The 13,432-nt window shown below is 32.7% G+C and carries 17 protein-coding genes and 1 tRNA gene; 6 read left to right on the forward strand and 12 right to left on the reverse strand.

What is annotated here, in order from left to right:
* A partial coding sequence (gene tnpA / locus Q0E86_RS08190) for an IS200/IS605 family transposase (protein ID WP_295756038.1) occupies nucleotides 1-296 on the reverse strand: 296 nt, incomplete at its 3' end.
* Nucleotides 297-418: 122 nt separating this feature from the next.
* On the opposite strand from tnpA, the gene Q0E86_RS08195 reads away from it, so the two are divergent.
* The 5 genes from Q0E86_RS08195 to Q0E86_RS08215 all read left to right on the forward strand — a co-directional run bounded on the left by Q0E86_RS08195 (nucleotide 419) and on the right by Q0E86_RS08215 (nucleotide 3,517).
* Complete coding sequence (locus tag Q0E86_RS08195; protein WP_295756041.1) at nucleotides 419-673, forward strand: ORF6N domain-containing protein; 255 nt, start codon at nucleotides 419-421, stop codon at nucleotides 671-673.
* A gap of 235 nt (nucleotides 674-908) precedes the next feature.
* A complete protein-coding gene (locus Q0E86_RS08200; RefSeq protein WP_295756044.1) occupies nucleotides 909-1,217 on the forward strand; it encodes a hypothetical protein in 309 nt (102 codons plus the stop codon).
* 319 nt (nucleotides 1,218-1,536) lie between these two features.
* On the forward strand, nucleotides 1,537-1,923 hold the full coding sequence (locus tag Q0E86_RS08205) for an Hsp20/alpha crystallin family protein (protein ID WP_295756047.1): 387 nt from the start codon (nucleotides 1,537-1,539) through the stop codon (nucleotides 1,921-1,923).
* Between the two features lie 63 nt (nucleotides 1,924-1,986).
* Entirely contained in the window at nucleotides 1,987-3,393 is a 1,407-nt protein-coding gene (pepD, locus tag Q0E86_RS08210; protein WP_295756050.1) for a beta-Ala-His dipeptidase, read from the forward strand.
* Between the two features lie 49 nt (nucleotides 3,394-3,442).
* A tRNA-Glu gene (locus Q0E86_RS08215) sits at nucleotides 3,443-3,517 on the forward strand.
* A 221-nt stretch (nucleotides 3,518-3,738) separates the two neighbouring features.
* On the opposite strand, the gene Q0E86_RS08220 is transcribed toward Q0E86_RS08215, so the two are convergent.
* The 8 genes from Q0E86_RS08220 to Q0E86_RS08255 form a co-directional block, all read right to left on the reverse strand.
* Nucleotides 3,739-4,401, reverse strand: a complete 663-nt coding sequence (locus Q0E86_RS08220) for a hypothetical protein (protein ID WP_295756053.1) — start codon at nucleotides 4,399-4,401, stop codon at nucleotides 3,739-3,741.
* A gap of 4 nt (nucleotides 4,402-4,405) precedes the next feature.
* On the reverse strand, nucleotides 4,406-4,726 hold the full coding sequence (locus Q0E86_RS08225) for a nucleotide pyrophosphohydrolase (protein ID WP_003864113.1): 321 nt from the start codon (nucleotides 4,724-4,726) through the stop codon (nucleotides 4,406-4,408).
* Nucleotides 4,710-5,597 (reverse strand): helix-turn-helix domain-containing protein, encoded by an 888-nt coding sequence (locus tag Q0E86_RS08230; protein ID WP_295756056.1) that lies wholly within the window; start codon nucleotides 5,595-5,597, stop codon nucleotides 4,710-4,712. The genes Q0E86_RS08225 and Q0E86_RS08230 overlap by 17 nt, the downstream gene beginning before the upstream one ends.
* Before the next feature lie 292 nt (nucleotides 5,598-5,889).
* Entirely contained in the window at nucleotides 5,890-6,279 is a 390-nt protein-coding gene (locus tag Q0E86_RS08235; RefSeq protein WP_295756058.1) for a YolD-like family protein, read from the reverse strand.
* Nucleotides 6,279-7,715, reverse strand: a complete 1,437-nt coding sequence (locus tag Q0E86_RS08240) for a DNA methylase (RefSeq protein ID WP_295756061.1) — start codon at nucleotides 7,713-7,715, stop codon at nucleotides 6,279-6,281. Before Q0E86_RS08240 ends, Q0E86_RS08235 begins: the two co-directional genes overlap by 1 nt.
* Nucleotides 7,712-7,876: a hypothetical protein gene (locus Q0E86_RS08245; protein WP_295756064.1), complete on the reverse strand. Its 165-nt coding sequence runs from the start codon at nucleotides 7,874-7,876 to the stop codon at nucleotides 7,712-7,714. The genes Q0E86_RS08240 and Q0E86_RS08245 overlap by 4 nt, the downstream gene beginning before the upstream one ends.
* Nucleotides 7,877-7,878: 2 nt before the next feature.
* Entirely contained in the window at nucleotides 7,879-8,358 is a 480-nt protein-coding gene (locus Q0E86_RS08250; RefSeq protein WP_295756066.1) for a GNAT family N-acetyltransferase, read from the reverse strand.
* Nucleotides 8,359-8,396: 38 nt separating this feature from the next.
* Nucleotides 8,397-10,964, reverse strand: coding sequence for an ABC transporter ATP-binding protein/permease (locus Q0E86_RS08255; RefSeq protein WP_295756068.1), 2,568 nt, complete (start codon nucleotides 10,962-10,964; stop codon nucleotides 8,397-8,399).
* A gap of 96 nt (nucleotides 10,965-11,060) precedes the next feature.
* On the opposite strand from Q0E86_RS08255, the gene Q0E86_RS08260 reads away from it, so the two are divergent.
* Nucleotides 11,061-11,570, forward strand: coding sequence for a TetR/AcrR family transcriptional regulator (locus Q0E86_RS08260; protein ID WP_295756071.1), 510 nt, complete (start codon nucleotides 11,061-11,063; stop codon nucleotides 11,568-11,570).
* Here the strand turns inward: Q0E86_RS08260 and Q0E86_RS08265 are convergent.
* From Q0E86_RS08265 to Q0E86_RS08275, 3 genes are read right to left on the reverse strand one after another with little or no spacing between them, the layout of a single operon-like run.
* Nucleotides 11,567-12,181 (reverse strand): ABC-2 transporter permease, encoded by a 615-nt coding sequence (locus Q0E86_RS08265; RefSeq protein ID WP_295756073.1) that lies wholly within the window; start codon nucleotides 12,179-12,181, stop codon nucleotides 11,567-11,569. The genes Q0E86_RS08260 and Q0E86_RS08265 overlap by 4 nt on opposite strands.
* The gene (locus Q0E86_RS08270) at nucleotides 12,178-12,957 is read right to left on the reverse strand and encodes an ATP-binding cassette domain-containing protein (RefSeq protein ID WP_295756076.1); all 780 of its coding nucleotides are present in this window, start codon (nucleotides 12,955-12,957) and stop codon (nucleotides 12,178-12,180) included. Before Q0E86_RS08270 ends, Q0E86_RS08265 begins: the two co-directional genes overlap by 4 nt.
* Nucleotides 12,958-12,961: 4 nt before the next feature.
* Entirely contained in the window at nucleotides 12,962-13,330 is a 369-nt protein-coding gene (locus Q0E86_RS08275) for a GntR family transcriptional regulator (protein ID WP_295756078.1), read from the reverse strand.
* Nucleotides 13,331-13,432: the final 102 nt, after the last annotated feature.

Genomic DNA, 13,432 nt, shown 5'->3' on the forward strand with positions numbered 1-13,432 from the left:
TTGGATCTTAGATCATCCCCAAACTCTTTCATTAAGAGTCTGGCCGATACACCCTTCATAGCTTTTATAATATTAGGAATGTAATGCTGCGGCGTACAATTGATCAGCATACGGATATGATCTTCCTCCATGTTCATTTCTAGAATTTGAAAACCATTATCCTTTGAAATCTGAATCAGCAACTCTTTTAATCTTGTTGCGACCTGTCCATTCAAGACATCACGACGATACTTTACGCACCATACAATATGATACTGTATAGAATAGACATAGCCTCTACCTTTAACAACTTCCATATGTTTTTACCTCATCAATATTATAACATATGTATATGATTAAATCTTTATATTTATCATTTATTTTTAAATTATTTATCAAACATCTGCTAATCTAATTCATCTCATAACTAAAGTCACGAGTGTTCTTAGATTGCATTATAAAACGATTCCCAGAAGATTTTTGTTTTCAACTTACAACAGAAGAAGCAATATTTTTGAAGTGCCAATCTGGCACCTCAAAAATGCAAGAGTCAAAAAAGGATGGACGAGGTGGCAGACGTACATTACCATATGTATTTGCGGAACAAGGGATATCCATGCTGGCCAGTGTATTGCATAGCGAGGTGGCAATTAATGTAAGCATAGGTAGTATGCGTGCATTTGTAGAAATGTGACGTTTTATATCCAACAATGCACTCTTGTTTGAAAGAATTAGTAACATTGAATTAAAACAACTGGAATATCAAAAAAAACACAGATGCAAAATTAGATCAGATATTTGAGTACATATCAGATCATGAGGAATCTAATCAAAAAATATTTTTTAATGGCCAGATAAACGATGCGTTTAGCTTACTAATAGGATTGATTCAGAAAGCAAAGACGGAAATTGTTCTGGTAGATAGATATGTGGATGTAGGAACATTGAACATTTTATCAAAGAAGAAAGAAAATGTGGCAGTGATAATTTATACACTGCAACGGACAAAATTATCTCAAACAGATATAGATAATTTTAATGCACAGTATTCCAAACTAGAAGTCAAGTACACAAGAGCATTTCATGACCGTTTTTTAATTCTTGATAAAACGAAAGCATACCATGTGGGTGCGTCTTTAAAGGATGCAGGCAAGAAATGTTTTGGAATTAATCAGATTGAAGATGCAGGCATCGTCAAAAACATTTTACAAAGATTTGAATTAGAAACAGAAAAATAGAAAAGTAAGTTAGGCAGAAAGACGTAATTCATAGACAATGCGGCTTGCGTCTTTTTCAATTTAAAAAGGAAGTGAGCTAATGGTACAAGTCTTTCGTGTAAAACAAAATAAGAATTTTACTATAATAAGCACTCACCATTTCATGAATAAAGATTTGAAGTAAAAATGTACTAAATGCGAAAGAGACTATTACGCCATGCAGGTCTCGTAGCAGTCACAAATTATTCGCAACAAATTTAGCACTCAACTATTGACTGTGCCAAGTAATTGTACTATGATATTAGCAGTTAAAAGATGTAAGTGCTAAGGAGGATTCAATATGCGCTATTACCCTAATTATTTTGATGACTTTTTCAATGATACTAAAAAACAAGATACAAGTACTGTATTAAGAACAGATATTTATGAAAAGGATGGATATTATCAAATCTGTATGGAGGTTTGTGGTATTCAAAAAGAAAATATTCAAATTGAATTAAAAGATGGTTACTTAAAGATCACCGCAACTCGTAATATCAATAAAGAAGATACGCGTGTACTTCGTCAAGAAAGATTTACTGGAACTTATTCTCGTTCATTCTATATTGGTGAAGGTTATAAACAAGAAGATATCAAAGCTCGTTTTGACAATGGTGAATTATTCATCTTATTGCCTACAAAACCTGTAAAGCGTGAAGAAGAATCAAAATATATCAATATTCAATAGTGAGAGACTTGCGTCTCTCATTTTTTGTACTATACTGTTTTTAATCAAGTGGAGGTACAAACAATGAGTGTATTAGATCAAAACATTTCAATCTTCAGATATTTTGAAGAAATCTCAAAAATTCCTCATGGATCATTTCATGAAGAAAAAATTGCAGACTATGTAGAAAATTTTGCGAAAGAACATGATTTTAAATATGTTCGTGATAATATGAATAATGTGATTATTTATAAAAAGGCTACACCAGGCTACGAAGATCACGATACAGTGATGTTGCAGGCGCATATGGATATGGTTTGTGAAAAAAACAATGATGTTGATTTTGACTTTGAAACCGATGCTTTAAATTTATATGTTGAAGATGGCTGGTTAAAAGCAAAAGGAACTACATTAGGTGCCGATGATGGATTTGGCGTTAGCTACATGTTGGCCATTTTAAGTGATTATACTCTAAAACATCCAAATCTAGAATGTGTATTTACGGTACAAGAAGAAGTGGGTCTATTAGGATCTATTAATCTAAAAAAAGAATACTTCAATGCCAAAAAGATGATTGGTCTTGATGGTGGTGGTGAAGTTAGTACTTGTACCACAACAAGCGGTGGCCGCTATGCCTATGTTGATAAAACATGCACTTTTGAAGAAGTAAATAATACAACCTATAAACTTACAGTAAAAGGATTAGATGGAGGGCATTCAGGTGCTTGTATTGATCAAGAAAAGGGTAATTCAATTAAAATCTTATTTAGAGTTCTACAAACATTAAAAGATATTCAAATTGTATCCGTAAATGGTGGTCTAAAAGAAAATGCGATTCCTAGAGAAGCTGAGGCAACTTTTGTTTCAGACATCAAGCCAAATATTGATCAAATCGTAACTGATTTAAAAACAGAATTTGAATTCAGTGATAGTAAACTTGATATTCAATTGGAAGAAACAGACAAAGCTACTAAAGCTTTTACTTTAAAAGATACAAATGAATTAATTACACTATACTACTTACTACCAAATGGTTTGCAGCATAAATCTATGGCTATTGAAGGACTAACACTCGCTTCCCTTAACTTAGGTAAATTAAGAATAGAAGACAATGTTGTGAAATGTGCTTTCTGCATTCGTTCTCCATTAGAATCTATGAAAGATGAATTAGGCAACAAGATCAACATGATTGCACAGTTATGTCATGCATCTGAACATGAAGATACAAACTTCTGTGGTTGGAACTATGAAGCGAACAGTCCATTAAGAGATAAACTAAAAGAAATCTTAAAAAGACAAGGCGTAGAAATGGAAACCGAAGCATCCCACGGAGGTATGGAAACAGGTATTCTAAAAGGATTACTACCAGATCTAGATATCATTACATACGGACCTATTGCCGAAGGTTGTCACACTCCGGAAGAAAAACTAAACCTAGAATCCTTTAAAAAAGCCTATAAAAATCTATGTGATTTAATTGCAGAATTGTAAGAGAAGTCTATACTTCTCTTTTATTTTGTGCTATAATATTTAAGCACATGGCGCGTTCGGCAAGCGGTTAAGCCACAGCCCTCTCAAGGCTGTATCACGGGTTCGAATCCCGTACGCGCTACCATTTAACAATTACTCCTTTACATAAAGGAGTTTTTATTTTATATACAAATCGTGTAATATATATGAAGAATGGAAAGGATTTATGAATTCAATGCTACTAAAATTAGGAATATTCTTTATTACGATTGGTGTCGCAAAATTTATTTATGCCATGTATTTAAAACACAAACAAAAGTAAGTCTAGAAATAGACTTTTTTATTTTAATTAAAAGAAAAAGTGCATCACTCAATGCACTCTTCAATCTTTCGTTTTTCTAAATATTTGATCTTTTCATCATGAACCCATTCCATAATAACACGATAATTAGTCATTAAGAAATCTCTCCATTCCGGTTGAACAACAACTCTTCTTTTAAGGCCTCTATCATTTTCAATGATATATGGAAGTCTATATTTCTCATTATAATCTTTGATTGTTTCTATAATATCTTTAGGTCGATTCCAAATCGGATCATTACCACCTACGTCCACCAAAAAACTCGATAATAAACGATAGGGTGTCTGCATGATCAAAAGCTTCTTGTATTCTTTTAAAGCTTCATCATGCTGCTTTACACAAATAATAATTTCTTGTTTCGAACAATTTTCAGGCAAATACTTTTGGATGCTTAAAATCGCATTTTCCAATGCGTTTGTACGCTTTTGATGAATCAATGGACCCAAATGATATCCTTTTTCAACCACATCATCATAGGCTAAAGAAATCATTTCATCTAAGATTTCATCAAATTCAATTGTATCCCTATAAATCATTAAATTTAACACAGCCTCTAACCAATAGAAAGAATAAGAAGAACTTGTAAATTCTAGAATCTTCTCAAAATAATCCAATCGCAGTTCAAAACTATATAAATCTAAGAATTGTAATCGCTCGACATCTAACATACCCTTATTTTATCAGTTCTGTGTACTTTTTAGAAGATGCTTTACACTTTTCTACCGGATATTTCTTCTTATTTTGTTCTAACTTCATCAACAAGATCTCTTCCATATCCACACCCAATTTATTCGCCATTAAAATACAATAATTCATCACATCCGCCAGTTCTTCACAGACATGTTGTTTATCATATTCATTATTCCATTGAAAGCACTCCAACAACTCACCTGCCTCAATACTAATGGATTTTGCGAGATTTTCTGGATTATGAAATTGATCCCAATCTCTTTCCTCATTAAACTTTAATATTTCTTCAACTGCCCTTTTCATCCTGATTCTCCTTCATTCTATATTTCTTTGGCGATATGCCATATACTTTTTTAAACGCCTGAATAAAATGCGTTACATTATTAAAACCAACACTTTCAGATATTTCTGTTACATTCAATGTGGCATCCTTTAATAGATTTGTTGCCTTCTGTAAACGATACTGAATTAAATACTCATATGGCGTTACATTTAACATCTTATTAAAACAACGATTGCATTGCGCAATACTCATTGTTCCTGCATCCGCAATATCCTTTAAAGTCAGTTCATCTGCATAATACGTATGAATATATACAAGCATCACTTGTACTCGTTCTTGTCTTTCGACATCCTTTTTATTCGGTATAAAATCAATCGTCGATAAACTTTGAACCAATTGTCTCCAAATCATTGTGATCAAAATAGAAATATCATACTCAAACATGTCTGAACCATTTAAATATAGATTGTAAACATCATATAAATAGGAAATAATTTCATTTTCAGACTTAATCATGTAACACCTTAAAAAATCCATACGCGTATAAGGCCACACATACTTATATTTCATACGACTCTCTTTAAAGAAACACAGTAATTCTTCCGGAAAAGTAAGTGTTACATACTCTCCATCCTCACTCATATCACTCGACATATGCAGTGCACCCTTATTGATAAACAAGGCTTCTTTTTCTTTGAGTTCATACTCAATTCCATTCACCTGATAATTGACAAAACCCTTGGTACATAGCACAAACTGCAAATCTTCATGCCAGTGCAAAGACTTAAAACCACTACCAATTGGTAAAACATCATACTTTTTCACAACACAAATATTTACTGGGAACAATTCATCCGTATATCCATTTAAAATATGTAATTTCTTTTCCATAAATTAAATATAATACAAAAATGATAATATATCTATATTTTTTGACTATTTATCTTAAGACAAAACGCTTTACTGTAATTATAATTATAAATGTATTCAGAAGATTTTTATCTGATACTCATGTTCGATATCCCATAGTAAAAGATATCATCTTTCCAGTAACAAGCATTCTATTTAAAACGATTGAAAGGCATAAACTTCACAAGACAACAATACAATTGTTTTAAAGTATGAATGCAATCTCTATGAAGCAGCCAATGGCTGTTTTTATTTTTCCAAAGAAAAAGGAACATTACTGTTCCAATACTTCTATATCTACAATATCATCAATTTGTATTTGAATATTCTCTTTAAAATATAAAACCTTATTTAATTCATCCAAACGCCTAAAAGATAAAACATCTTGAATGTACTTACCACCACTTTTTGTCTTATCCTTTTCAAAATAAGTGATTCTACATCTTGATTTCAAATTCACCATCTCAACGATTTTTTCATTGATTTCAAGCTTTTCTTCATTCGATAAAATTCTTTTTTCCTGCGTAATTCGACCCTGTTCAATCACAGCCTCTTTATGCCCTGTTAAAGCCGCAAAAGGCGCAAATTGAGCTGCACGATCCGACATAGACATCTTTGGATATTTACTTGTTGGACGAGCCATCGTATACCATCTTTCATCCATTATGCCTTATGTCCTCCAATCTGCTCATTTCTCTCTTTGGCCTTAGCCCCCTTCTCAAAATCCGTTCCCTTTAAGATCGAATTCTTTCCATACTTATTTTTGATTTTTAAAGTTACCTTTTGAAGATCTTTTTCCTTCTTCAAATCCTCTTCGTCCACATTAGAAAACAAATCAATCTGCTCAAAACCACGATTCTTTTCATCCACCACTTCTACTGCTGCTACATTGATTCTTCGCACCAACAAACTCGGATCCACATACCGATCATATACATCCAATATATTTTGAATTAGAATTGAATTCGCATTTGTCTTTTGTGGTAAATGGACAATTTTATTTAAACTCTTGGGTAAGATTCTCCCATAAAAATCTACCATTGTCTCACCTGTATAAGATTCATTCGTTTCATAACCAATAGTAAGAACCACTTTATTTGTCACTAAATGCTTATCCACCAAACTCAAAGCTAAAGATTCCACCATTTCCTTGACTAAAATCTTAGCCTTTTCTTTCTCATACCCACAAGATAAGACTTGTCCCGAACCCATACTATTCTTTTCCGGTTTATACGCCTTAATATCTTCCATTGTACAAGACTCATATCCCCAGGCATGATCAATCAATAGTTCAGCATTTACGCCAAATGTTTTAAACAAAACATCCTCATGTTCTAAGCTAAAGGTACAAAGCTTGCCCATTGTATCTATACCCAATTTATTTAATCTTTTCTCATATCCTTTACCAACACGCCAAAAATCTGTTAAAGGCTTATGATTCCACAACAATTTTCGATACCTATATTCATTTAAAGCCGCAACACGAACCCCATTTTCATCTGGATCTTTATGTTTGGCAACAATATCCATCGCCACCTTGGCAAGATACAGGTTGGTACCAATACCAGCTGTAGCCGTGATGCCAGTTGTTTCATAAATATCTAGAATCATTTTCATTGCGAACTCTTTTGGTGTTAAATGATACGTATTTAAATATGGTGTCGCATCAATAAATACTTCATCAATCGAATATACATGAATATCCTGACTTGAAACATATTTCAAATAAATATTATAAATTTGAGTGCTGATATCCAAATAGTATTTCATTCTAGGAGGCGCAATCAAAAAATCAACTTCATACCTAGGATTCTTTTTTAAGATTTCATCATCCGCTGATTTACCATCAAAACGCAAAAATCCCTTTTTCCTTTTGGCATTCACTTCTCTTACCTTTTGATTCACCTCAAACAAACGACACCTTCCACCAATACCATACTGTTTTAATGAAGGAGATACCGCCAAACATATAGTCTTTTCTGTTCTTGAAGCATCTGCCACCACAAGATTGGTTTTCAAAGGATCCAATCCTCTAGAAACACATTCACAAGAAGCATAGAAAGACTTTAAATCGATGGCCAAATAAATCTTAGACTTCATGAACGCGTAATCTTTTTAAGAAGACCATTCAATTCATCTAAACTAGAAGTCACTTCATGCAATGTACTTCTTAATGTAGGAATCATCTGTTTCATTTCTTCTTTTACAGCTTGTTTCTTTTTTTTCTTCTGATATTTCTTCAAAATATTTATTATATTCATCTTTAAAACTCCAATCGCATCTGATACCAAACTACACCACCATGAACACTTGAGGATACGCCCTCATTTTTAAATCCAAACTGACTATAGTAAGGCACCAATCTATCTTTACAAGTTAACACTAAGCCTTTTCGCTTTTCTTGTCTAGCCAAATCAATCATCGCATTCATGATCTTTGCGGCATTTCCCTGTCTTTGATAATCCGGCAATGTATTTAAGCCAAATATCATTTGCCAATCACCATCTTCATCATGCATCGAAGCATCACTATACATTTCATCTGTTAAATCTCTTTGGTTTGTACAAAAACCATCAATAAAACTAATCAATCGATCCTCTTCAAACAATAAAAGAAAATGATTCGCATATACATTTAATCGTTCCTGAATCTCTTTTGAAGTTGCTGCTTCATTCGGTGGAAAACAAGTCGCCTCTACCTTAGATAAAATTTCTGCATCTTCTTTTGTTCCTTTTCGAATCATGGTATCACCTCCCGATAATTATACCAAAAAAGAAGTGATTACTCACTTCTTAATGCCTCTACAGGATCTTTTTTACTCGCAATCTTGGATGGAATCAAACCTGCAAGAATGGTTAATACTAAATCAATTAAAATCAAGAATACAGCTCCATTCACAGGTAATTTGGCAATATGAGCTACACCTGTCATATTTTCAACCACCATACTGATTGGAACATTTAATGCAAGTGTAATCAGAATACCTAAGACACCACTAATCAAACCAATAATAAATGTTTCTGCATTGAATACACGCGTAATATCTTTCTTACTGGCACCAATTGATCGTAGAATACCAATCTCTTTTGTACGCTCTAATACTGAAATATAAGTTATAATACCAATCATAATACTTGATACAATTAAAGATACAGACACAAAGGCAATCAAAACATAACTAATAATATTGACGACACTTGTCACAGAACTTAACATTGTTCCAATAAAATCATTGTATGTGATCACATTACTTTTTGTCTGCTTCTTATTATAAGAAGTGATCAAATCACCCAACTTTTCTTTTCCATCAAAGCTTGACGCATATAAAGAAATCTTTGTTGGATTTGAGTAATCCACAACACCAAGCTTAGTTAAATTCGAATCATATGTCGCATTGATATTCTCATTATACGTATTCATATAATTCATCAACTCTTCTTGCGACATACTTGAAAGCTGCATCATCTGCTCATTTGTAAGATTTGACATGCTCATCTTTTGACCTGACGCAAACTCGGTCTGCGTAAAAATATTGATATTTGGATTTTCCTTTTGTTCTTTTACAATTTGAGCATTCTCCGTCTTTTCTGTTACATAACGCTCCATAGCCTTTGTATAATACACACCACCCATTGTTGGTTGTGAAACTGTAGATTCACTTGGCTTAATGATTCCAACTACCTTGATTTCAGGACTACTCGCTACAACATCCTTCATATATGCTTCGTTTTCACTTTGATTGATCCACAAACCATTTACCTTTTGGTATAAATCACTATTTAGAACCAATCTAAATTTTAGATTTAAGATATCATCCACACTGTACGATTCTAGATTCGTCTTTGAAATCTTGTCCGTTTCTCCATTTAAAATCTTCTGATAATTTTTAACCAATTCATCCTGATCCAACAAGCCCAAAGAATAAAGAGCGTAATCCGTTATCTCATTATTCTCATCAACCTCTAATACTACTTCATTATAGTTTGTTGGCCACTTACCTTCGACAAGCTGATACTCATCATCACGAAGCTTTTTCGATTTGGGTAAAGATAGCCATACTTGATCATTCGTCATCGAGCTTGAATCCATAAATTGCGATTGAATGGACATCATATCTGACATTCCTAATTTATCCAACAAACCATTGGGAGACACTTGCACTAAACCAAAATCTGTATTTTCATTATATACTTGAAGATTTAGATTATAGTCATACTCGATTGCCTTCGCCGTCTTTCTAAATTCCTTACCCTTACTACTTTCAATATACGATTTAAAAGCCGATAAATTATTCTTCTTTGAACTCGATAAAGACTCTAATACATCCTCAACATAAGGACGAGAATAGATTTTAGAATCCTTATGTTCTTCTGTCTTTTTCTTCATTCCCATCATTGTTGTCATTAAAGTCGACATATCACTAGAACTCGATTGAATCTCAATGGGATAACTTGCCATTGTATCATTTTCCATTTGATCAATATATGACTGCATACCATTCGATAAAGACATAATCAAGGCAATTCCAATAATTCCAATACTTCCGGCAAAAGATGTTAAAAATGTACGTGCCTTTTTTGTCATTAAGTTATTTAAACTCAATGAACAAGCCATTTTAAATGACATGCCAGGCCTTTTCAAAATACTTGTATCCACATTGGTATCTGATTCACTAAAAGGATTAGAATCCGATACTAAAGTACCATCTTTTAAACGAATGATTCGACTCGAATATTTATCGGCCAATTGCGGATTGTGTGTAACCATAATGACAAGCTTATCTTTAGAGATTTCCTTTAAGATTTCCATGATTTGCACACTTGTGGCACTATCCAAAGCTCCCGTTGGCTCATCGGCTAGAATAATGTCTGGATTATTGACAATGGCACGGGCAATAGCCACACGTTGCATTTGTCCACCCGACATCTGGGTTGGCTTTTTATGGATTTGATCCGATAAGCCCACCTTATTCAAAGCCTCAATAGCTCTTTTTCTTCTTTCCTCTTTATTTACACCAGTAAGTGTTAAAGCCAATTCCACATTACTTAAAACACTTTGATGCATAATTAGATTATAAGATTGAAACACAAAACCAACCTGATGATTACGATACGTATCCCAGTCTTTATCACTATAATCCTTCGTGCTTTTTCCATTAATGATTAAATCACCCGAAGTATAATGATCTAAACCACCAATAATATTTAAAAATGTAGTCTTACCACATCCACTCTGTCCAAGTATGGAAACAAATTCATGTTCACGAAAAGAAAGAGATACATCTCTTAAGGCATGTACCGTTTCATCTCCTGAAACATAGTCTTTAATAATATTTTTACATTGAAGCATAAAATCCCTCCACTTGAACTTATTATAGAAAATTATCTATTGATTTTTCAATCGACTAATAATAACATATTGTTACGAAAGCAACAGGTGTTGATTATGAACAGAAAAATACAAATGACAAAAAGATGTATTCGAGGAGCTTTATTTGAATGTCTAAAAGAAAAAGACATCAATAAGATTACCATTTCTAGCTTATGTGAAAAGGCCGATATCAATCGTTCAACCTTTTATAAGTATTATGGCAGTCAATATGATGTCATTAAAGAAATGGAACAAGAAGTCATCAAACTGATCAATGCACAATTAAATGATCAACCAAAAGAAACTTCTTTTATCCAATTACTTCAATTTTTAAAATCCAACAAAGAAACTATTAAAATTTTCTTTGAATGCAATGTCGATAATGAATTTCCTAAACAAGTTCTAGCACTCGATTCCATCAACAATCAGCTTGAAAAAGTTTCACAAAACGATCCATACATCAAAAACTACATTCTTTTTGGATCCTTGGCAACCATTCAACAATGGATCGATGCCGGATGCATAGAATCTTGTGAAGAAATTGCGAATATCATCAATCACATTGTAGATAAACTGGTGAATTAATCAAAAACACGGTTTTTGTATACTCGAATTGAAATCAGCATGGAAATAAAATATAGAACAAAACTTGTCATCAATAAACCTACACTAAACATAATAGGATCTAATGTATTCAATACAGATTCTATAGATTCAAAGAATTTAGGAATAAATTGATTTAAGAAAGCGAATAAGAAGGTACATCCAAACACAACCACAAACAATACAATTCTTCCTTTTTCGTTGCCTTCCTTTAATTGAAACGGCAAAGATAGAGCTAACAACAACAAAGCTGTTGATAAGATTATAAGTGTTTCCATGAAGCCACTTTTACTAAAACAACCTAATATTGTGACAAGCACAAAACCAATCCCTGTAATCATCAAAGAAAACAAATATTTTTCTTTCACATAATCTGATTTAGAAATAGGTAACGTAAACAAAGTCTTTAAGCCGTGATTGGCTTCATCATACGAAATTGTAGATAAGCTTAATATCGCAAGAACCATCAAAATATAGCCTGTCGCAAATGAAATATCATTTATCCCACCAACGATTCCAATGAACAACATAAACAATATGACTTTCTTACTTTTTATCATCAACAAGAAATCTTTGACTAACAATCCCTTCATACAGTTTCCCCCTTGATCATATATTCCATCAAATCATCAATATGTGCTTTTTCAATGACTAGATTTGGATAGTTTTCTACATAAAATTGTCTTTCATTTGTAAGATAAGTCGAACTTATCTTTTTTAATGCATAGCTTAAATCCACAGTTTCATCTACACCCTTTAATAGTGCATAAGATTCTAGATCCTGTTCTTGCAGAATGATTTTTCCTTTTTCAATAAAGTAAAATTCATCACACAAACCCTCCAAATCACTTGAGATGTGTGAACTAATCAATATGGAAACCTCTTCATTTTGTTCCATATAATCACGCAACAAATCTAATACTTCGTTTCGTGCAATAACATCTAAACCACTCGTTGGTTCATCTAACAATAATATTTTCGCATGAAGACTTGTCGCAATAATGATCTTCAATTTTGAAAGCATACCTGTAGAATATTCTTTTAATGGTTTCTTTGGATCCAATTCAAATCGACAAATCATAGAATCAAAATAATCACAATCAAAATGTTTATACGAGCACTTTAAAATCTTTTTGATTTCTAAAACATTTAAAATCAAACTAAAACTCGAATCATTCCACACGACACCAATTTCTTCTTTATTCACTTGATTTGTATGTTTATCGTCATCTTCAATTAAACCAAGATACAATTTAAACAAAGTGGTCTTGCCAGAACCATTTCGACCAATCAAAGCCGTTATTGTTCCTGGCTTTAATTCAAGTTTACAATCCAATTTAAAATCATTATATGTCTTTACAAATCGCATATTCTTATTCCTCCATCAAGATATCAAATAAATCTTTGATTTCTTCTTTTGACAAATCGTAAGATTTCGCTTTATCAAGTACCTTCTCTAAATCCTTTTGGATTTCAACTACACGCTGCTCATGTACCAAGCCAGGATTTACCCCCAACACAAACGAACCCTTACCTTGAACCGTTCTACATAAGCCATCCGCTTCTAAAATGTCATATGCTTTTTTAACAGTTAAAGCCGATATTTTTAAATCTTTTGATAGGCCACGAACACTCGGTAAAGCATCTCCTTCTTTTAACTTACCATCCACAATATTTTGTTTCACTTGATTCACAATCTGTTCATAAATAGGAATCATTGAACTATTATTGATAATAATCATTGTATCACCTTCTATATAACAGTGTATAACAGTATATATCACTTGTAAAGAAAAAAATTAGGATAAAACTATCATAATTCAAATTGTCATCGTTAAACTATA

This window comes from uncultured Holdemanella sp. (assembly GCF_934754935.1).
Lineage (GTDB): Bacteria > Bacillota_I > Bacilli_A > Erysipelotrichales > Erysipelotrichaceae > Holdemanella.